We start from the raw sequence: 21973 nt of genomic DNA, 5'->3' as shown, positions 1-21973 counted from the left end.
TAAACAGGAAAAATAACTTTAAAGGTAAGGAACATTTCGATTCGGTTGGGAACGGCCAAACGGAAAAATATGAGGTTGCGAAAGGAGAAAGCCGGGTAGTTGCGGGTGGGGTATAGGTTGAAATGGCAATGGGTACTATACTCGCTATAGTACCCATTGAACCTGGTTTGTATTACCGCTTTCCTGTAAATTCGGTTGGCCTTTATTTTTCCATCGGGTGTTCTTTCAGAAGCCTCGAAGGGTCATAAAAATCTTTTTTACTTTCGGTTGCTGCTCTTACCTGCTTCACCTTTTCGGGAGTAACAGCCGGCGCTTTGTTGCCAAAAGAATTGCGTACGTAAGTCAGGACGGCGGCTACTTCCTCGTCATTGAGCATGCTCCCGAAAGGAGTCATAGGTACTTGTCCGGCGTATTTTTTGTCCTTCACTTCAATTGGTCCCAGCAACCCTTTCAAGACTACTTTTATCAGGCGGTCTTCGTTGCCAACTACCCACTGGGTACCCGCCAACGGCGGAAAACCCGAGGCCGACAAGCCGTTACCATCGGCCTGGTGGCAGGTCATACAAAAACCATCCCGCGCGTATATTTCCTTGCCTTTGGTGTACAGCGCCAGGTCTTTTCCTTTCAAAGTAGATTTTACGGCGTCCTCTTTTTTCTTGCGGGCTGGTTCTCCGTTCAGGTGAGCAACGGCGGTTTCGTGGGAGGCCACCATCCACTCATCCAGGGGTTTTTTTTTGGCCTCGGCCAGTATGGGCAATCCTTTTTCTTTCCCGATCCAGGAGGCCGCTACCAAACCCTCCAGCCTGACCCGGCCGTGATCGTCCCGGACGGCCTGCATGAGCAGTTGGGGCTGGTCGGCTACCTGGTGTCCCGTATAGCGAAGTACCCGTACCGCCGCCGCCCGGGCGTGGAAATCCTTAGCCTTAAGGAGTTGACGCAGGAGTTTCTGGTCTACTTTATTCAATCCCCAGCTAACCCACAGGGCTTCGACCAGGTGGTGCTCGTACTGCGGATCATTTTTATCCAGACGGGCTACCCAGGTATTCATCTTGGAAAGTACTTCGGAGGCATTTCTTCCCCTCAGCTCGCGGCGGGTGCGGTACCGGGTGCGGAACTCGGGAAGTTTGAGGTTGTCCAGGAGCTGCTCTATACTGGCACCATCAATTTTGGCGGGTTGCACCAGCGGACGTGATGGATACGTGATGCGGTAAATGCGGCCGTGCACGTGGTCACGCAGGGGGTCACGGGCGTTGTGCTGCATGTGGCCGATCAGGATGTTGTGCCAGTCAATAAAATAGAGTGAGCCATCCGGCGCAAATTCCATGTCCACCGGGCGGAAATTCCGATCGGCGCTTTTCACCAGGTCCATCACAAAATTACTTTGGTAGCCGGTGCCTTTGTCCTTGAGGGTATGCATTTTCATGCCCAGGAACCCAATGGTATTGTTAATCAGGAAGTTGCCCTGTACCTCGTCCGGGAAGTGCCGGCTGGAAACAAATTCAAGGCCGGAGGTGGGACGTACCCGGTGCGCCGGCTCAATGAGATCAACCGATTTATCATGGGATTCACCATAAAGGGGAAGGACCGTACCGGGTAGCATCCAGCGAACATCGGGACTGGAGGTTTCGGCAAAAATCTGCTGCCCCCACTCGTCAAAGGCAATGCCCCAGGGGTTCGGGATGGGTAATTGAGCGGTGCGTTCCAGGTGGCGGCGCTGGGGCGCGTAGCGGTAAAAACCACCGTTGGTAGCCCGTACTGTACCGTAGGAAGTTTCGACGTTCGTGTGCAAAAATACCCCTTCTCCCATATAAATAGCGCCCGAAGGATCTGCTACGTAAGCGCTTATTTCGTGGTGCGTGTCGTGGTCATCAAATCCGCTCAGGAGTATCTCGGCTTTATCGGCCTTGTCGTCTCCATTGGTATCGGTGTAGAGCATGAAATTGGTACCCTGCGAAACGTAAACGCCCTCCGCTGCAATTTCAAAACCAACCGGAACGTGCAGGCCATCCACAAAAACCGTCTGCTTGTCGGCTTTGCCGTCTCCGTTGGTGTCTTCAATGATGAGTAGTTTATCATTTGGTTTGGTATCGCCGGGCTTGTAATGCGGGTAGCTGGGCATGGTAGCCACCCAAAGCCGGCCTTTGTTGTCAAAGGTCATCTGGACCGGGTTAGCCAGGTCCGGAAATTCCTTCTCCGAAGCAAACATTTCTATTTTGTAGCCTTCACCCGCCTTCAGGTGTTCAAGGGCTTCCTCTCCGTACAGGTAGGTCAGGCTGCCGTTGGCTTCCGGATTAAAGTTGGTTTTTACCGGGGGGAGCGTCACGGTATTTTTGTCAGCGGCTGCCACGTCCATTTTCTTACCCTGCGAAGCAGCCATCCAAACGGCTTTCTCCCGGATTTCGGTCATTTGCCGGATTTTTTCAATTTCAGCCGGGTAGTTGTCCGGTCCGAAGGGCTTGAACCGGCGGCCATAGGCGTGTACGCCGTTTGGTATTTTGTAGTCGTTGTGCCACATCCAGTTCTTTTCCATGACGGCTTCGTGAATCAGGGCACGGTTGGCTTCTGCTTTGGGGGCGGCTTTTCCAAATACCTGGTCACTAAGCAGCAGCGCTAATTTTTTGTAGCCTTCTTCGTTCAGCTGGCTTCCGTCAATGGTCAGTGGCTCGGTGGTAGTGGCGTACCAGTTTTGAGAAGGAGTAAAGGCATCTACGAACAGGACCCGCCCGGCGGTCCGGTTATTGTCCTCGGCCACTTCCTTCATGGCTTTGGCGTATAGGGCCAGGTTTTCGTTTTCTTTTTTACCGTTGGGCACGTCCAGCGTGGCCGACAAATCCTCAAAGGCAATGGGCGACACCAGGGCCAGCTGAGGCGGAGTGCTTCCGTTGTAGCGCTGGTTAAGCGTATGTTTTACAAAAGCATCCAGTTCGGCCTTATAGTTGACCAGTCCGGCTTTGCCCTGGAAAGACTCGCTGTACCCAAAAAACGCAATGATTACGTCAGCCTTAAGGCGCGTGAGCCACTGGTCGTCCGATTCGAAATGTCCCTGACTATCCGAAGGATTGGCGTACTCGGTCTGGAATTTTTCGGCCCCCGGAAACGCCCAGGGAGAAAAACGGGCCGAACGCGGCCGGAAGCCGGGGGTATCGCCGGGATCACTCATATTACGGATAAAAAGGAGGCTGTCCGGGTAGCGCACCTGCATTTCGGTTTCAAAGTGACCGTAGTTCATCATGCGTGAACCCAGGTTATTGCCTATCAGCACCAGGTGGGTGCCTTTTTTTAGGAGGAGCGTTTCAGACTGGTTAAACTGAAAGGCACTAAAAGCGATTAGTATGGATGCAAGTCCGGCCAGTAGGCCGTAAATGCTTTTTTTGAGGGGTTTAGCCATGATTGTTTGCAACTTGCTAGGTAAATTTTTTTTTTTGCTTTAGCTCCCGGCTTCTTTTTGTCGGCAGCAAAAGAGCTTTTTGGTAATGACGATTTTACTTTACGATTCCCCTGTAAGGTACCTGAATATCAACTTTGCCTTTCCACTTTTTAGGTACCGGTTTATCCAGCAACCAATGAATGGCATTGACTGTCATACGTTGCATGCCTTCTTCCTTGAAATCTTCGGGGTGACCCAGCGTGGTAAAAAATACCTTAGCGCCGTGTTTGTTTTTCCAGGTCCAGGCCACGGGATTTTCAATGGCTGCCTTGTCCGGATTTACCGATTTTCCCAACAACAACAGGGTCGCGTCCTTGGGTGGGTAGTCGGGCCGAACCCGGTAGAGCCAGGAAGGTACGTGAAAGGCGGGAGTAACACCGGTCATTATGGGATGTTTGGCTGCTTCCGGAATAATGGAAACATCCGTAGTACTTTCGTGGCCGTAGTGGGTGTGTCCGGCTTTACCCCAGCCCGGAGGCGAGCCAAACGCCCGCTCGCCAAACGCATTCCAGACCTCTGACTCGTGACCCTTTGGAAAGTTAAAGGCGTGGGTAGAGGTACGGAAACCCATGACCGGCTTGCCCGAGTTGAGGTAATTGTCAATGTGTTTTAACTGATCGGAAGGGAGTTGTCGCCAGCGCAGGAAAAATACGGCCATATCCGCCTCGCGTAGTGCTTCCAGTCCGGGTATATTCTGTTCTGCATTCTGGTTGGGTGACGCTTTAAGTACCTTGGTCCGAAAGCCGTAGTTTTTTTCGAGTTCGGCCGCCAGCAGGGGCAGCGTTTGTTCACCACTGTACTCGTGGTCGCCGGTAACAAATACCACCAGCGGTTTATTAGCTTTGGATTGGCCCTTACCGGGTAGTTGCGTGACAACCAGCAGGCTAGCGGTAAAAACAGCGATTAGTACGAATCGTAATTTCTGCATCGGGTACTTTTTTAGGTAGGTAGTAGGAATTTTAATGTGAGAATTGACACGTGGGGCGAGGAATGAAAGGGAACGCCCGTTTCAGACTTTGACAAATAAGGTAATTTATACATAAAATATACCCTTCCCGGGCCGGAAAAATTTAAGTAGAACCGCTTACATCAGCCTTTTGTCGTACTGAAACTCCTCAATCCGAACCGTACGGACCGCCTCAATCTGAGAATGTAGCGGATCGATCAGCAAATTCTTCGACCAGGGTACTATCACCGACGGAACCGAATAGGCCAGCGCCCGGCGTTGGTTCAGGTAGGGGACCAGGTACTGCTGTACTTGCGGGAGTACCGGATAATCCTGCCAGTGGTTGGGTAAGTCTTCCGTCTCAATGGGTTGTACAGAATCGGGAATCTCTAACTCCACCAGGACCAGCGGGGGCAAATCGGCCCAGGGGGTACCTTCGGTATGGACCAGTGACTCGAGTAGCGCCAGCTCCGGCGAGGAAGAAGTATACACCAGGGGAACTCCCACCGGATTCCACCGCCCGCCGTACAACTGGGCCCCTACGCCCGAGAGAATACTAGCCAGATGCTGCCGCTTCTGTATTCGGTATACCAGCGGCATATCAGCTATGGATACCGTATTCAATCCGCCCCAGCAGGGTATCAACCATGCTCAGGCCGGTAGTGGTATCCAGCAGGTCCAGCGGGGAGTTACCCCCAAGTACCTGGAGGGGCCGGCGCAGCCAGCGGTTGAATTTTCCTTCGTCTTCAAATACCTCTTTTCCGTGCTCGGCCAGCCTTTGAAACAGCAGGATTCGTTCCGAAGCGACCAGCCCCAGCTTTTCGTCCGCCTTGCGGCGGTGGTACGTCCGTAGCGACACGGCCAGTACCCGGGCCATTTCCTGGTCGGTGAGGCCCAGCCGGAGCGCCAGGTCGTCGGCGTCCCGGCCCCATACTCCTTCGCGGGCCTGTTCAATTAATCCGTATGGACCGGTTTTCTGCACCTGAGGAGTGGAAGGTACCCGTCTGTTTTTTGATCTGACATCCATATTACTTGCATTATGGCACCAATATACATGCCATTTGGCACAAATCCAAGTACTCCCTTTCGAGGACAATAGAAACAGGCTGGTTTTCATTTCCTCGGGCAGAGGGAAGATTTACAAATAGGTACTACTTTTCTTTTCCTACCAATACGATATAAAAGTCGGCCGATATTCTTTTAATTTAAATTATAAAAATCCTGACCGGCGGTTGCTCGGGTAATAATCAGGAGATATTTTACCAGCCATAAATTTGTTTTTACCCCAGATGAAAAAAATTATACTGTGTAGTGTCCTTCTGGTTGGCGGTTTGTGGCTTAGCCCGGATGCCCAGGCCCAAAAGAAAAAGCCGACCGGTACCATCACGTTTAAAAAGGCGGTTCTGCATACCGAGTTCATCGCCGAAGGCGTAGCGGTGGGGGACGTCAATCGGGACGGAAAAATTGATGTACTGGCCGGTGCCTACTGGTTCGAAGCGCCCGACTGGAAAAAACACGAACTGACCCCGCCCCAGAAATTTCATTATGACAAAGGGTACAGCGACGCCTTTATCAGCAAGGGCATGGATGTCAATGGCGACGGTTGGGTGGATTTTGTGCGGGTCGGCTTTCCGGGAAAAGCGGCGCAGTGGTTCGAAAACCCCAAAAATAAGGAAGGACACTGGAAAGTTCATCCCATTCACGCGACCGTTGGAAACGAGTCGGCTGGGTTTTATGACGTGGACGGAGACGGTCGGCCTGATTTGCTGGGCGGCAATTCCTCAATGCGTCAGATGACCTGGTTTCGCGCACCGATTTCTTCCAATGATACTACCTGGCAAGCTTATTCTATCGGGCCCGAAAATGGGCCGGGTTCCGAACCATTCTCGCATGGACTGGGTATGGGCGACATGAACAAGGACGGCCGCCCCGATGTCCTGGTTAAGGAAGGTTGGTGGGAAGCGCCCCAAAACCGGCAGCAACCGGACTGGACCTTCCATCCGGCCAAACTGGGTGAGGCCAGCGCCCAGATGTACGCCCATGATTTGGATGGCGACGGTGACCAGGATGTAATTTCGTCCTCGGCCCACGCGCTGGGAATATGGTGGCACGAGCAAACCAAAGATGAGCAGGGGGCGACCCAGTGGAAAACCCACCTGATTTCCGACCAATTCACCCAGACCCACGGCCTTGCGCTGGTAGATATAAACGGCGACGGTCATTCCGACCTGGTTACGGGCAAACGCTACTTCGCGCACATGGGGAAAGACCCGGGCGAGTATGAGTCGCCGGTACTGTATTGGTATGAATATAAACCGGGTAAAAACCCTACCTGGACACCTCACCTGATTGATAACGACTCGGGCGTGGGAGTTCACGTGGTGGCGGAGGATATTACCCGGGATGGCCTTATTGATATAGTTATTGCGAATAAAAAGGGAGTCTTTGTTTTTACGCAGGAGAGAAAATAACATGGAGTACCCTGGATTAAAAACGCTCTTACTTTTTACCTTCTCACATTATAAAAGCATGGTAACAATGCAGACCAAATGAATCGCCGGAGCTTTATTGAAAACATAACCGCCGGTGGGGGAGTACTGGCTTCGTCGGTACTTTGGGTGCCTTTTTCCCCGACGGCTCCTGCCACTGAAAAAGTGCCAGCCCGTGAATTAAAAGCTGACGTGGTAGTAGCGGGAGGAGGATTAGGTGGTTTTGCCGCCGCCCTGGCCGCGCTGCGAAACGGCCTCACGGTTATTCTTACCGAAGAAACGGACTGGATCGGTGGGCAGATAACCCAGCAGGGCGTACCGCCCGACGAACACCCGTGGATAGAAACCCACGGAGCGCCGCAGTCGTACCGGGACTTCCGAACGGGGGTCAGGGATTACTACAAAAAGCACTACCGGTTAACCGACGAGGCCCGGGCGCGTCCATTCCTGAATCCGGGTGATGGCTCCGTATCCCGTCTTTGCCACGAACCACGCGTCGCACTGGCCGTACTGCTCGATACGATGGCGCCTTACCTGAGTAGTGGAAAACTAACGCTGCTGCTGGAGCACAAAGCAACAGGAGCCGAGGTGGATGGTGATAAGGTACAGGCGCTGAAGGTACAAAATCGCCGCTGGGGCAACAGCCTGGTACTTTCGGCCCCGTACTTTGTAGATGCCACCGAACTGGGCGACCTGCTGCCGCTAACGGGTACTGAATTTGTGATGGGCACTGAATCCCGAAAGGAAACGGGTGAACTGCACGCGCCCGAAGTGGGAAATCCACAAAATAACCAGGCATTTACGATGTGTTTTGCTATGGATTATGTGAAAGACGAAAATCATGTCATAACCAAACCCCGCGAGTATAATTTCTGGCGCAACTATGTACCCACCATGGCCCCGGTCTGGCCGGGAAAAATGCTGTCGCTGTGGTACTCAACTCCCAACAACCCTACCGTACCCAAGGTACTGGGCTTTCATCCGGAGGGAATAAAAACCGGCGATAGCCTGAACCTCTGGAACTACCGGAAAATTATCAATCGGAACAACTTTGCCCCAAGTACCTACTCCGGCGATATTACCCTGGTCAACTGGCCCCAGAATGACTACCTGCTGGGAAATATCGTGGGTGCCACCGAAAAAGAATTTAACCGGCACGTAGAGCGGGCCAGGCAGCAAAGCCTTTCGTTGTTGTACTGGCTGCAGACCGAGGCACCCCGCCCCGATGGCGGTCAGGGCTGGCCGGGCCTCCGTTTGCGTCCGGATATAATGGGTACTGACGATGGCCTGGCCAAGTACCCGTACGTTCGGGAGTCGAGGCGCATCAAGGCGCTTTTTACGGTACTTGAGGAACACGTAGGCGCGCAGCAGCGCGTGCAGGTTACCGGGAGGGAGTCAGGCAATACCGCCGCCGATTTCTACGACAGCGTGGGGGTTGGGTACTACCACATTGATCTGCACCCCAGCTCGGCGGGCAATAACTACGTCGATTTTGGCTCGCTTCCTTTCCAGATTCCGCTGGGAGCCCTCATTCCCCAACGCACGGAAAACCTTCTGCCAGCCAATAAAAACATTGGTACTACCCATATTACCAACGGCTGCTTTCGTCTGCATCCGGTAGAGTGGAGTATCGGGGAGGCAGTAGGCATGCTGGTGGCGCAATCGTTGAAGAAAAAAGTAGTTCCCAGGGCCATCAGGGAGGATAAGCAACACCTCAAGGAATTTCAGGAGGTACTTCGGCAACAGGGAGTTGAAACCCATTGGCCCAAAGCCTGAAACAGGTACTTAAGGGTATATGGCCTCCAAATAGAAAAGCTCAAAAGTAAAGTTTAATCGAATAAATCAGTGGTAAAACCTTAAACCAACCATGTTTATCAAGTACCTGAACCTAGTGTTGACCGGCACCCTGCTACTGGCTTCCTTTTATTTTCCGGCCGAAGGATTTTCACCGAATCAGGCTCGGTATATACAAGCGCCGGATAGTAGTCGCTTTACCGCCATGACGCTGGCACAGGGGCTGGATGAACCGATGGAAATGGCGATTCTGCCCAATCTGAACGTGGTAATTGTGGAGAGGAAGGGAGGGGTACGCCTGTACGATGCGCAGGAGAAGCAGCTGAAAACGCTTGCCCACCTCAATGTGTTCAGTGGTATTGAGGACGGCCTGTTAGGCGTAGCCATTGATCCTGATTTCAGGAACAACGGGTGGATCTATTTCTTTTATGGTGTAGGCGGCGAAAAAGCGGTTACGCGCCTGAGCCGGATGGAACTACGGGGGGACCAGCTAATGCAGTCTACGGAGAAGGTACTATTAGAATTCCCCACCCAACGAAAGTACTGCTGCCATTCGGCGGGGTACCTTACCTTTGACGTAAAGGGAAATTTGTATATCTCGACCGGTGATAATACCAACGCCGAAGAAACCGAAGGCTATACGCCGGTAGACGAGCGACCGGGCCGGGAGTTGGCAGATGACCAGGCTACGGCGGCCAACTCCAATGACCTGAGGGGTAAAATATTACGAATCAGGCCGACAGCGGACGGTGCGACTGCCCCTTATACCATTCCCGACGGAAATCTTTTCCCAAAAGACGGTAGCCGGGGTCGGCCCGAAATATACATCATGGGCAGCCGGAACCCGTTTCGGGTGTCGGTAGACCCTAAGAATCAGTATGTATACTGGGGAGACGTAGGGCCGGATACCAAAGTACCTTCGGCCGAAGGAGGCGTTATGAGTTTTGATGAAATTAACCAGGCCCGTAAGCCGGGCTTTTACGGCTGGCCGTATTTTCTGGGAAATAACGAAGCGTTTCCCAAGTACGATTTTGCCCAAAAGAAGGAGGGGCCCCGAAAAGATCCATTACGGCCAATCAATGATTCGCCCAACAACACAGGTACCCGAGAACTCCCACCCGCCCAGCCTCCCCTGATCTGGTACGCCAAAGGGGAGTCCAGGCAGTTTCCGCTCGTGGGAAAGGGAGGGGCGAGTGCCATGGCGGGACCGGTCTACTACAGCGACCTGTACCCCAATGCGCCTTACAAACTACCCGCTTACTACCACGGTAAACTATTTATCTATGACTGGATCAGGAAATGGATGATGGCGGTAACGCTGGATGAAAACGGGAATTACGCGGGCATGGAGCCGTTTCTGCCGCACCTGAAGGTAGTTGCTCCCATGGATATGCAGATAGCACCCGACGGTGCTATGTACCTTCTGGCCTATGGTACCAACTGGTTCGCCAAAAGCGCGGACGCCGGTTTAATTCGGGTAGAATACAGCGAAGGAAACCGGAATCCCCAGGCATCCATCAAGGCCAGTCAGCTTTACGGAGCGGCTCCTCTGACCGTTACCCTTTCGGGGGCAGAATCAAAGGATTCCGACCCCCGGGATCAGCTTGGCTTTGAATGGACAATTGGAACAAAAAAAATAAAGGGAAAGGAGGTAAAGCATACTTTTACAAAGCCGGGTGTATATAACGTAGCGCTCACTGCCGCTGACCAGCACGGTGGAAAAGGAGTGACTACTGTTCAGGTAAAAGTAGGGAATACCCCACCCGTGGCAAGAATCAGTACCACGGGCAACCGAAGCTTTTACTGGGACAATTCCAGCCTTGACTACCAGGTAACAATTAAAGACCCGGAGGACGGGAAAATAGACCCTGCAAGAGCTTCTGTTACCTTCAACTACCTGCCTTTCGGGAAGGATCTGGCCGGGGCCATAACCAGCGGCAGCCACGGCAACCTACGGTATGCCGAAGCCGAAAAACTATATGCCTCACTGGATTGCCGGGCCTGCCACGCCCTGGATACCAAGTCCATTGGTCCCAGCCTCAAGGAAATTGCCCTACGGTACCGGGGCAAAGCGGGAGCGGTGGAAACCCTGGCCGACAAAGTAATTAAGGGAGGTAGTGGAAATTGGGGTGCCTATGCCATGTCGCCGCATCCGGACTTGTCGGCCACCGACTCGAAAACCCTGGTTAGCTATATACTTTCGCTGGACGAGAAACCCGCCAGCTTGCCGATGAGCGGACAAATACGGCTCACCGAGCACCTGGGCAAAAGTACCACCGGAGCCTATGTTTTACTGGCGGGCTACGAGGACAAAGGGGCAAATGGGATAGAACCGCTCCGGACGAGGGCCCAGATAGTCCTTCGTCACCCAAAGGTAGAGCTGGAAGATTTTGATGAAGGGAACGTGGGGGTAGTTATAGCCACCGAAATGACTGGTTTTATTTCTTATATCCGCCGTGTCACCCACAACCGCTACGTTAAATTAAACCAGATTGACCTGTCAAATATCGGGAGTATCAGGTTTAGAGTACTTGAGCACGGGGTGGGCGGAAGGCTGGAAGTACACCTGGACCAACCGGAAGGACCGTTGGTAGGTAGTGTGTCCATACCCGCCGGTAATGCCTCGGATTTCACAAGCGGCTGGAAAGAAATTCTGGCACCAATAAAACGAACCGCTGGTGAGCACGACGTTTATTTTACGTTCAAAAGCACCGCGGGTGCCCAGAAAGAGATGTTTTTTCTTGATTGGATGTACTTCCAGCAGGATTAAAAAATGCTTAGTTTTTTCGTATGGCTATCTACGTTATAAAATCGATGTGGCTGTTCAGGCGGTCCTGCTAAGGGAGTTACAGTTCTTATCAAGTGTATTGAATATTTTTTACTAAAATTTATCCTTTTTTGTTTCTGGCTAATAGTTGGTTAGCACCATGAAAATTGTTTAATTTGATATAGTTAATCACCATAATAAGTTTGAATGTTATCTCCTAAACAGTCAGAGGAACTATTTAATTTTTCTCCGGTTGCCGGTATCATCCTAAAGCCTGATGAGCCGGTCTTTACCGTTGTAAAACTTAATTGTGCCTTTACTCAATTATTGGCAGGTCAGGAAAAACAGCTTACCGGCCAGAGTTTCCTGGAAGTATTTCCGGTTTGTGCGGATAGAAATGCCGGGAGTCTGGAGAACCTGCGGAGATCGTTGTTTCAGGTACTTTCCACGGGTACCTCCCAAAAATTGGAAAACCATGAATATGAAGTACCTGCTCCCGGTACCGATACTTTCCAGAAACGTTATTGGACCCTAACGCTCCATCCAATTTTTAACGATCAGGAAGAAATACAATATATCTCCTTATCAATTGTGGATGTGACAGATTACGCTTTGCTGGAAAAAAAATCCCGGGAGTTGCAAGAGCGTAATGTGGAAAGCAGGAATTTCATAATGAACGCAGCCCTTGACGCCATTATCTGCATTGACAAAAAGGGAGCGATTACTTTCTGGAATCCACAAGCGGAGAAAATTTTCGGCTGGAAGGAAAAAGAAGTAATGGGCCTGATCCTTTCGGACCTTATTGTACCGCCTGCTTTCAGGAAGCGCCACGAGCAGGGTGTAGACAGGTATGTGAAAACTGGGCACGGGCCAGCTCTTAACGTATTGTTGGAACTTACGGCGGTTAATAAAAGCAAAAAGGAATTCCCCATTGAACTTACAGTACTACCCTTAAAACAGGATGGAGAAGAGTTTTTCTGTGGCTTTATTCGGGATATATCCGCCCGGAAGCAGCAGGAAAATCAACTGGCAAAACTCACCGAACGCCTGACTCTCGCCACGCAGGCTATTTCGGATGCTATCTGGGACTGGAATATCAAAGAAGGTAAAATATACCGGAGTGAAGGTTACAATACGCTGTATGGCTACGATTTTCCAGCTCAGAAATGGCCCGAAAATTTTTGGGAATCTAATGTACATCCGGACGATATTGGTTTCATAAGTGCCAGAATCCGGGAAGTTATAGAAAACGCGGAAGCCTCCTCCTGGACCGGCGAGTACCGTTTTAGGAAGTCCGACGGTGCCTATGCTTTTGTAAAAGAAAACATCATTATTGTCCGTGAGCAGAGCGGTACTCCCATCCGGATTGTGGGGGCATTGCAGGACATAACCAAAGCCAAGGAACAGGAGCAGGCCAACCAGAAAGAACGCAATTTGCTGCGAGCCATTATCGATAACCTGCCGGATTACGTATTTGTAAAAGATCGGGAGTTGAGGCATGTAATTAACAACCAGGCCAACCTTAGACTGCTGGGAGCCAAAACAGAAGAAGAAACGCTGGGGAAAACCGCCGCCGATTATTTTGCGCCCGAAATCGCCGAAATTATTCATCAGGACGATTTGCAGCTATTCCATAGCGGTCAGCCTATCTTCGACCGGGAAGAATTGGTAGAAACCCCCGAAGGAAAACGAATTTGGATTAAAACCACAAAGATTCCACTACGGGACGAAAAACAGGAAATAATCGGGATTGCCGGCATTAGCCAGGACATTAGTATCCTCTATGAAAAAGAGCAGGAACAGATACTGGTGCAGAATATAATTACGGCCCTGGGAAAATTCGAAAGTATAGACGATGCCCTCGTCGAAACCCTGCGCCTGATTGGGACATTCATGCAATTCAGGATGGGTGAAGCCTGGCTTATTAGTATGGATAAAAAAGAACTCCTTCGGAAAGGAGGCTGGGCGGAGGAAGCTATCGCGGAAATATTCAGTTATAACCACCGGTCGGGATTTAAGTGCGGAGAAGGTTTTCCGGGCATTGTATGGCAGAACCAACAGCTGGAGGTATGGAATGATATCCAGGTTGATAACAAGATCCGGCGAACGGAGCAGGCCCGGCTGGCCGGATTAAACGCGGTCGTTGGTTTACCCATCTTGTATAAGGGAGAGGTAATTGCGGTCTTTACTTTTATGACTGATACGAACATTACCTACGGCGAAAGCATTTCCCTCCTCCTCCAGCAGATAGCCGTTCAGATTGCCCTGGATATTCAACGCAAGAAAAGTGAGGACGAATTAAATCGGTTTTTTAATCACTCTCCGGATATTCTCTGCATTTTTGGTGCTGATGGCTACTTTAAGAAAATTAACACCACGGCTACCAGCTTACTTGGCTACTCAACACAGGAGTTGCTTTCCAGACCCTACTACGAATTTGTCCATCCCGACGACCAGGAATTTACCAAGTGCGCCATTGATAAAGTTTTTAACGACAACGTACCGTTCTACGGCGAAAACAGGTACATCACCAAAACCGGCGATATCAAATGGCTTGCCTGGGACTGTATACCTGTGGAGGGGGAAAAACTTTTGTACGCCTCGGTTAAGGATATCACCGAAAAGAAAGGACTCGAGGAGGAGATTGTCCGCTACAATGAACGCATCGGTTCCATCCTGGAAAGTATAACCGATGGATTTTTTGCGGTTGATAAAGACTGGGAAGTAATTTACCTGAACCGGGAGGCCCAAAGTATCCTGGAGGTATGTAAGAATAGTTTTTTGGGGAAGAAATTGTGGGACGTTATCTCTCAGGAGATTTCCGAAAAATTTACTGCTGAATTACACCGAGCGGTGGTTGAAAATAGATTTGTGCAGTTTGAGGAATATTTGCCAGTCTCGGACAAATGGTACGGGGTAAACGCCTACCCGTCCGGTACGGGCCTGTCGGTGTACCTTAAAAATATAACCAACATGGTTAAAGCCAAGCAGAAGCTGGAGTTGAGGGAACAACGGTTCCGGCGGTTGATCCAGGACGGGTCTGATTTGATTGGTATTCTGGACAAGGAGGGTAACTACCTCTACGTAAGCCCCAGTACCAGGCAGGTGTTAGGTACAGAGCCTGAGGAATATCTGGGAAAAAGCGCGTTCGCTTTTATACACGAGGACGACCGCGAGCGGATACTAAGGTATTTTGAATTGTTGGGTAAGGAGAAGCGCATCCAGATAGAGCCTTTCCGTTTTATTGATTCGGATAAAAACTACCGCTGGATCGAGACTATCGTGACCGACATGACCGATGACCCATCGGTGGGGGGGATTGTGGTGAATTCACGTGACGTTACCCAACGAATCAATGAGTTGAATGAACGGGAAAAGCTTATTGAAGTACTTACCCAGTCCAACAAGGATTTACAGCAGTTCTCCTACATAACCTCCCATAATTTTCGGGCTCCGCTTTCTAATATATTGGGTTTGATGCAATTGGTTGAAGGTAACCCGATTGAAGACCCGCTGTTGCAGGATATTCTGGACGGTTTAAAAAAATCAACGCTGGTACTTGATGAAACTATAAATGATTTGGTTAAGGTCCTGATAATAAAAGATAGCCCCGCGGTTCAGAAAGAAAAAATTACCTTTGCCGAAGTACTTGAAAAGCTACTCATGCACCTGAAAGTACCCCTACAGGAGGCAAGTGCCGAAGTACTTATCAACACCGGGGAGGCCCCGGCCGTGTACTTTAATCAGTCTTATCTGGAGAGTATATTTTTAAATTTATTGACAAATGCCCTGAAGTTCAGGTCCCCGCACCGACCTCTGAAAATAGAGATAAGTACCAGCCGGAACGGGAAAAATGTTGTTCTCCGGTTTAAAGACAATGGCATCGGTCTGGAGGTAGAGCGTTACAAAGACCGCCTGTTTGGTCTGTACCAGCGCTTCCACGACCGACCCGACAGCAAAGGCCTGGGACTCTATCTAATCAAGTCGCAAATGGAAGCCCTGGGCGGGGATATAGGCATTGAAAGCCGCGTAGATGCCGGGACTACCTTCACACTAACTTTCAAAAATAACCCATGATTGAGAGTGTACTTATTGTAGAAGATGACGAAGTAACCCGGATGCTGGGTGCTTTGGTCGTAAAAAAAGCAGGATTCGCGCGAAATATTATTTCTCTGGCGAACGGTCTTGCCGCTATCGACTATTATAAAGAATTGATCCAGCCGGGAGACAAGTTGAGCGATTCTTATCCCCGAATTGTTTTCCTTGATTTGTATATGCCCGTTTTGAGCGGTTGGGAGTTCCTGGAAGAATTTATGCGGAGCTTCCTGCCCCGGTTTCCGGAAACAAGGGTAGTAGTACTTTCTTCCTCCGTCAATCCGGAAGACGAAGTACGGGCGCTGGCGTATCCTATCGTTATTGGTTTTGAATCCAAACCTATTACCGTATCTTTCCTGACCAGTTTGGCGCAGCATTGGAACTTATCGGGTACGGTTTAAGCCAGGCTAAATGTTCCGTTGGCGGGCAAGACCAAAAACAATCAGAAGGTTGGCATGAAAAATATTTTTAAAGGTTATGGACTGGCCCTGCTGGCAGCACTTTGTGTTACGGCTTGTACCCGGCCAGACCCGCAGTTAGGCCGGGCTGATCCGCGCGTGGTAGGTACCTGGCGGCTGGTAGAGCGCCGGATTCCGCGCGACTCGCTCATCCTTGTCAGGAGCATACCGGCTACCCCACCCCAAACCATTACCTTTACCAATGAAGGTACGCTCATGACCCAGGGCGACGAGCTGGAATATTATAACAGCAGCCGTTTTTACAGGATAGATACCACCGTATTGGGTGAACAACAGATGGGATTTGTTATAAATAATTTGAGTCCGGTATTCTACCAGCGGCTCAGGTTCCGGGGCGATACACTGGTACTCTTCCCGTCCTGTGAACTGGATTGCAGCTTGTCGTTTCTGAGGTCCCGCTAGTGATGCGGGCTGAGGTGGCATGAATGGCATGGTATTTTTTCGAGGTTCAGGTATACACTGTTAAAAGTACAGGAAGGTACTTTATAACTTTCATCCATCAAACCTTTTAACACTATGAAAAATGTAAAATCAATCCTGTTGGCTTTTCTATTGTTTGTTCCGTTTCTTTACGCTTGCCAGGAAAAAACGGATGTCGTAGAATCGGGCACCTATCAGGGAGTAATTGACGAAGTAGAGGCAGAAAAATCTGAAATTTACGTAAAGACCGAAGACGATAAACGTTTGGAGCTGTATTTTAATGAATCTACCGAACTTACCCAAAATGGCCAGACAGTAAATTTTGACCAGCTTAGGGAAGGGGGTAGGGTAGAAGTAGAAGTTGAAAAGGTAGGTAACCGTTTAGAACCCCGCGCCGTGAGAATACTCGAATAACCAATGACTGAACCGGACTTTTGGCGGACTGAAATATGGCACCCGCTGGTACTGCATTTTCCTTTGGTCCTGCTGCTGGTGTCAACAGTTTTTCAATTGGTTGCAGTAGTAAATTTAAAAGAGTCTGCACCTTTCTGGCAAAGGGCAGGCTCTTATTTGTTATATGGAGGCTACATTTCGGCCTGGTTAGCTATTTACACCGGCGATTTGGCCGATGGTATTGTATCCCGTACTATTTGTGACCCAACCGTACTAAAAGACCACGAGATAGCTGCTTACTACACGGCTTATATTTTTTCCGGGGCCACGGCCGTTGACCTGGGTTTGATTTCAGGGCTTATTCGGCGGTACAGGAAGGTACTTCGAATGGGTGTTTTTTGCCTGATGCTGGTCGGGTCCGGGTACCTTATGTACGCCGGGCATTTGGGGGCGCGGGTGGTATATCAGCAGGCGGGTGGCGTGAAGGTACCCGCCGCCGACTGTACCGAATATATTAAATAATCGTGCAGGACCAACCTACATATTCCCAAACCCACCTTTCCGAGAAAGGCCTCAAAACTACCTTGTTGGGGCTGGTCGTTAGTGCAGTGCTGGCTATCATGAAGGCGCTGGGTGGAATTTTTGGTAATTCCTACGCCCTGATCGCTGATTCCATTGAGTCAACCATTGATATTTTTTCCTCGGCAATGCTTTGGCTGGGCCTGAAGTGGTCTGCCAAACCCGCCGACAAAGACCATCCCTACGGCCACGGCAAAATAGAGGCTTTGCTGGCGGTGGGTATTTCTCTGGCCCTCTTTACCGCAGCAGTACTTATTATTCGTCAGAGTATCGAAAATATCCGGACCCCCCACCAAGCGCCGGCTCCATTTACGCTGGGTATCCTGATAGTGGTTATAGCCATTAAGGAATTGATGTACCGATATGTTTTGAAGACAGGCGTAGAAATGAACAGTGAAGTGGTAAAAGCCGACGCCTTCCACCACCGGAGCGATGCCATAACGTCGGTTGCCGCCTTTATTGGTATTTCCATCGGATTACTGGGCGGGGAAGGCTATGAAGTAGCGGACGACTGGGCTGCCTTACTCGCGGCGGGGATCATTATTATCAATTCTTACCTGATCCTTCGGCCCGCGCTGGGCGAGCTACTGGATGAAAATCTGGATCCCGAACTGACCATCCGGGTAAAAAACCTGGCCGAGCAGGTTCCGGAAGTTATAAAGGTAGAAAAATGTCATATCCGAAAAATGGGCATAATGAATTATGCTGACCTGCACATCTGGGTAGATAAAGACCTCACGGTTGAAAAAGGACACGAGGTAGCGCACCGGGTCAAGGGAAGAATACAAACGGAACTGCCCCAGTTTACCGGCGTTTTAATTCACATTGAACCCGGTACACCCCCTACCTGATTTGCTTTTATAATTACACCGGTTAGGTCTTTATTCACTCAGGTACTTAGGCTGTTTGGTAATGGTCAAGTACCTTTACTACCTGGGTGGTTGATATTTTTCTGCCGGAGTCAGCGGCCTGATAGATAGCCTCAATGAGCTGCACATCGCGCATACCCATTTCGCCCGTTACCGGATTTTCAGCGTTATTAATAATACTTGCCGCAAAGGCGTCCATCTGACGGGCCTGCTGGTTGATATTTTCAATATCCATGGGGCCCCGGCTGGTTCTGCCTTTAAGACCATCGTAGGGGTAGGCAGGGTCCAGTTCAAACCAGCCGTTGGCCGCTTCGGCCCGCAGCAGGTTGTATTTGTCGTTGTAGCTGGTCTTGCAATCGGCCACTGAGCCATCCTCAAACTGCATTTGGAAATCCATTCCTTCCTCCACCTCACTGAATTTCTCCTGATCCGTCACTGGATGGTACCGGGCCGTTACCGAAACGGGTACCTGGCCTTTGGTATAAATGGCTCCCTGAATGCAGTATATACCAACATCAGGAAGGGGACCTCCACCCGATAATTCTTTATCAAAGCGCCACGGAGTGTCGTTTCCTTGTTTTTGACCGTTCTGAGCGATAATCCGTTTTACCTGCCCAAACTCCAGCTGCTGTCCCAGGCGCATCATTTCGAGGTTGTGGGGCTCAAAGTGGAGGCGGTACCCAATGCCGAGTTTTTTGCCAGCCTGATTACAGGCGTCAATCATCTTCTTGCAATCTGCTGAGGTAGTTGCCATTGGTTTTTCACAAATGACATGTTTACCGGCCTGCGCCGCCCTGATTGTATATTCAGCGTGCATAGCGTTGGGCAGTACTACGTATACAATGTCTATCTCGGGGTTGTCCTTTATCTGGTCAAAGGTCTGGTAGTTGTACACATTCTGATCCGGAATGCCGTACTCCTTCTTCCACTTTTCGGCCTTTTCGGGGGTACCTGTTACTATACCGGCCAGTCGGCACAACTTGGTTTCTTTCAGAGCCGGTCCCAGCTGGCCTTCGCTATAATTGCCCAGCCCCACCAGGGCTATTCCTAGTTGCCTGTCGCCGGAGGCATCGGTAGCCTCGGTTTTTTCCGAAGACTGATTTTCTTTTCCTCCGCATCCTGACAGCAGTGACAGGGCCGGCAGCATAAGGGCGGAGGTACCTGCGTAGTGGATAAATTCCCTTCGGTATATGCGCTGATCTAGGGTATGGATTCCAGACTTTTTCATAACTATTAGGTTTATTTCTACTGGTAATATGCATTCATTTACCTACTAACCAGCTCCTATCCTTTATGTTTTGGTAAGCACATTGTCAAAAAATTACTTTCTTTTATTTGTTCAAATTCTCTCACTTTTAATCTACAATGTCCTGACCCATTATTTAGAGGCGTTATAGAAAAGTAAATAGAGTTGTAAAGTATGCGATTAGGTTTGTCAGGCTGAGCGGAGTCGAAGCCCGGGCTTCGACTCCGCTCAGCCTGACAAAAGTTTACAAACTAATTCATCTATCAATAAGCTGGGGCAAGAGATTAGTAGTAAAATAGCTTATGGAAAATATATACCTGTTCGTCATAAAAAAAGAGCCAACGTACCTTTTATAGAAAGTACGTTGGCTCCTGTAAATGGAGAAATTAGTTTCTCTTTCGGACAGTATCCTTAGCTAATTCCCGATATTCCTGACGGGCAGTGTCCAGGTCGGCTTGCGTTTCCCGCATTTCGCTGGTATCGCCTTCCTGCCGTGCATCCACGGCGTCTTTGTAGGCATCCTGTACTTTCTCTGCTTTCCGTTCGGTTTTGGATTCACAAGCTATGGGTGCGGTAGCCATGCCCAGGATTATCAGAAATCCTGCTATCCCTTGTTTTGTTTTCATAACCTTATACGTTAAGTAATCCTATGCATAACCAGCCACTGCCGCTATTGTTTGGCAGGCTATTCTTGATGGGATACCATCCGGAAATTCAATAAATATTTGACCAGGCTATTCAGACAGTAAAATTTTAGCATCTTTGCTCTAACTATTATTTTACCAATTCATTGACAAAAAATAAATGAATGTCGGCATTGAAATTGGCGGAACCAAGATACAGGTAGTCACCGGTGAGGCTGACGGTCTTATTAGGGAACGTTTCCGGTTTGAGGTGGATAAAGAAAAAGGAGCCCAAGGAATCCGGGAAACCATTGAACAGGTACTTCGTGCGCTTCCTGCCTTCCCAACGGCCATCGGCGTTGGTTTTGGTGGACCCGTCAACCGGGCTACTGGCCGGATCGCCACTTCCCACCAAATAGCGGGCTGGTCGGGTTTTGATATTGTCACCTGGCTTCATGAACTGACCGGAGCCAAAGTAAAAGTGGAAAACGATGCCAATGTCGCAGCCTTGGGCGAAGCCCAGTGTGGAGCGGGAAAGAATTACGACCACGTTTTTTATAGTACCCTGGGCAGTGGAGTAGGGGGGGGAATGGTCAATTATGGAAAATTGTTTCATAGCGCATCTCCGGGGGAAGCTGAAATTGGGCACCTGCGTTTGGATAAGGAAGGGGCAACGCTGGAGTCGTGCTGTTCCGGCTGGGCGCTGGACAGGCTGATCCGCAATAGAATTCCAGCGCTTCCTGAAAGTTCCGCACTTAAAAAAGCAATCGGGTCGGCTACCTCGCAGGAAGCCCGCTATTTGTCAACGGCCCTTCTGGAAGAGGACCCCGCCGCCTGGGCAATTCTAAACCAATACGCTGATGATCTGGCCTTTGGACTTTCTCACGTGGTACACCTTTTTCATCCGGATATTATTATTTTGGGCGGTGGCGTATCGTTACTCGGAGAACCGCTTCTTCGGGCGGTGCGCCAGGCTCTGCCCGGTTATATAGTACCTGTTTTTCAACCAGTACCTGTTATTGCACTTTCTCAGCTTGGCGAAGATGTAGTCCCTACGGGTGCTTTACTATTAGCAAAAAACTGATCAATTCATGGAAACAAACTATTACAGCGCTTACATTGACCAACAAAAAACTACCCTGGATTCCATTCCGCTTCATAAAGTCCGGCAGATTGCCGAGCTGCTCCGGGAAGCCTGGACCCACAACCGTCAGTTGTTTGTTTTTGGTAACGGGGGTAGCGCCGCCAATGCATCCCATTTCATGACCGACTTAGGGAAAGGAGCCTCCGATGCGCTGGGGAAGCGTTTTCGTTGTTTGTCCCTTAATGACAATACGGCCTGGATAACCGCTTTAGGCAACGATTATTCTTACGACGATGTGTTTTTGGGCCAATTGCAAAACTACGCGCAGCCCAACGACTTGGTACTTACCATGAGCGTGAGCGGCAATTCGCCCAACCTGGTCAAAGCCATTGACTGGGCAAACGCCAACGGGTTAACCACCATAGCCCTGGTGGGTGGAAAAAAAGGAAAGCTTGCCGAAATAGCGCAGGAAGTAGTGGTGGTTGACTCTGAACACTACGGCCGCGTTGAGGACGCGCACATGACTATTTGCCACATGCTCTGCTATCAATTTATGGAACAGGGTAATTAGGTGGTGAAACGGGATAGTTTCAATTATGCCTTTCGCTAACCTAATTGACTTAACATAAGGTAGATTATAGAACCATCGAAATTACTCCGAAATAGCTTTAATTTAACCTTTACAATCAAAAACAGACAATACAGCCAGCGGCCTCCCAGGCCAGCAAAACCTGGGTTAGGCTCTATGATTCCCTGAAAATA

The 21973-nt window shown here is 50.0% G+C and carries 17 protein-coding genes; 11 read left to right on the top strand and 6 right to left on the bottom strand.

All coding sequences use genetic code 11. From position 1 onward, the window contains the following. Positions 1 to 202 precede the first annotated feature (202 nt). From VGN67_RS21585 to parS, 4 genes are all read right to left on the bottom strand, one after another. Positions 203 to 3388 carry a PVC-type heme-binding CxxCH protein gene (locus VGN67_RS21585; protein ID WP_327489039.1) on the bottom strand — a complete coding sequence of 1062 codons (3186 nt, stop codon included), beginning with the start codon at positions 3386 to 3388 and terminating at the stop codon, positions 203 to 205. Positions 3389 to 3482: 94 nt separating this feature from the next. Next, positions 3483 to 4355: a ThuA domain-containing protein gene (locus VGN67_RS21580; RefSeq protein ID WP_327489037.1), complete on the bottom strand. Its 873-nt coding sequence runs from the start codon at positions 4353 to 4355 to the stop codon at positions 3483 to 3485. A 156-nt stretch (positions 4356 to 4511) separates the two neighbouring features. Next, positions 4512 to 4997 carry an RES family NAD+ phosphorylase gene (locus tag VGN67_RS21575; protein WP_327489035.1) on the bottom strand — a complete coding sequence of 162 codons (486 nt, stop codon included), beginning with the start codon at positions 4995 to 4997 and terminating at the stop codon, positions 4512 to 4514. Continuing rightward, entirely contained in the window at positions 4975 to 5400 is a 426-nt protein-coding gene (parS, locus tag VGN67_RS21570; protein WP_327489033.1) for a type II toxin-antitoxin system Xre/ParS family antitoxin, read from the bottom strand. The genes VGN67_RS21575 and parS overlap by 23 nt, the downstream gene beginning before the upstream one ends. A 262-nt stretch (positions 5401 to 5662) precedes the next feature. Here parS and VGN67_RS21565 point away from each other — a divergent pair, with 262 nt between their 5' ends. The 9 genes from VGN67_RS21565 to VGN67_RS21525 all read left to right on the top strand — a co-directional run bounded on the left by VGN67_RS21565 (position 5663) and on the right by VGN67_RS21525 (position 18240). After that, a complete protein-coding gene (locus VGN67_RS21565) occupies positions 5663 to 6844 on the top strand; it encodes a VCBS repeat-containing protein (protein WP_327489031.1) in 1182 nt (393 codons plus the stop codon). A gap of 78 nt (positions 6845 to 6922) precedes the next feature. Continuing rightward, entirely contained in the window at positions 6923 to 8638 is a 1716-nt protein-coding gene (locus VGN67_RS21560; protein ID WP_327489029.1) for an FAD-dependent oxidoreductase, read from the top strand. Positions 8639 to 8729: 91 nt separating this feature from the next. Continuing rightward, positions 8730 to 11426, top strand: coding sequence for a PQQ-dependent sugar dehydrogenase (locus tag VGN67_RS21555; protein WP_327489027.1), 2697 nt, complete (start codon positions 8730 to 8732; stop codon positions 11424 to 11426). 204 nt (positions 11427 to 11630) lie between these two features. Then, entirely contained in the window at positions 11631 to 15500 is a 3870-nt protein-coding gene (locus VGN67_RS21550) for a PAS domain S-box protein (RefSeq protein ID WP_327489025.1), read from the top strand. Beyond that, positions 15497 to 15919: a response regulator gene (locus VGN67_RS21545; RefSeq protein ID WP_327489023.1), complete on the top strand. Its 423-nt coding sequence runs from the start codon at positions 15497 to 15499 to the stop codon at positions 15917 to 15919. The genes VGN67_RS21550 and VGN67_RS21545 overlap by 4 nt, the downstream gene beginning before the upstream one ends. Positions 15920 to 15973: 54 nt before the next feature. Continuing rightward, the gene (locus VGN67_RS21540) at positions 15974 to 16399 is read left to right on the top strand and encodes a hypothetical protein (protein ID WP_327489021.1); all 426 of its coding nucleotides are present in this window, start codon (positions 15974 to 15976) and stop codon (positions 16397 to 16399) included. A 114-nt stretch (positions 16400 to 16513) separates the two neighbouring features. After that, positions 16514 to 16831: a hypothetical protein gene (locus tag VGN67_RS21535; protein ID WP_327489019.1), complete on the top strand. Its 318-nt coding sequence runs from the start codon at positions 16514 to 16516 to the stop codon at positions 16829 to 16831. Positions 16832 to 16834: 3 nt separating this feature from the next. Further along, a complete protein-coding gene (locus VGN67_RS21530; protein ID WP_327489017.1) occupies positions 16835 to 17332 on the top strand; it encodes a DUF2231 domain-containing protein in 498 nt (165 codons plus the stop codon). A 2-nt stretch (positions 17333 to 17334) separates the two neighbouring features. After that, entirely contained in the window at positions 17335 to 18240 is a 906-nt protein-coding gene (locus VGN67_RS21525) for a cation diffusion facilitator family transporter (RefSeq protein WP_327489015.1), read from the top strand. A 46-nt stretch (positions 18241 to 18286) separates the two neighbouring features. On the opposite strand, the gene VGN67_RS21520 is transcribed toward VGN67_RS21525, so the two are convergent. Next, complete coding sequence (locus VGN67_RS21520) at positions 18287 to 19486, bottom strand: Gfo/Idh/MocA family oxidoreductase (protein WP_327489013.1); 1200 nt, start codon at positions 19484 to 19486, stop codon at positions 18287 to 18289. A gap of 404 nt (positions 19487 to 19890) precedes the next feature. Further along, complete coding sequence (locus VGN67_RS21515; protein ID WP_327489011.1) at positions 19891 to 20130, bottom strand: hypothetical protein; 240 nt, start codon at positions 20128 to 20130, stop codon at positions 19891 to 19893. Positions 20131 to 20308: 178 nt separating this feature from the next. On the opposite strand from VGN67_RS21515, the gene VGN67_RS21510 reads away from it, so the two are divergent. Both VGN67_RS21510 and VGN67_RS21505 read left to right on the top strand, forming a co-directional pair. Continuing rightward, a complete protein-coding gene (locus VGN67_RS21510) occupies positions 20309 to 21211 on the top strand; it encodes an ROK family protein (RefSeq protein WP_327489009.1) in 903 nt (300 codons plus the stop codon). A gap of 7 nt (positions 21212 to 21218) precedes the next feature. Beyond that, positions 21219 to 21782, top strand: coding sequence for an SIS domain-containing protein (locus VGN67_RS21505; RefSeq protein WP_327489007.1), 564 nt, complete (start codon positions 21219 to 21221; stop codon positions 21780 to 21782). Positions 21783 to 21973 lie beyond the last annotated feature (191 nt).

Origin of the sequence: Telluribacter sp., from assembly GCF_035998675.1 — a bacterium.
In the GTDB taxonomy this organism is placed as follows: Bacteria; Bacteroidota; Bacteroidia; order Cytophagales; family Spirosomataceae; genus Telluribacter.
Note: the sequence above shows the minus strand (reverse complement) of the source record. Positions and strands in the feature narration are given on the sequence as shown.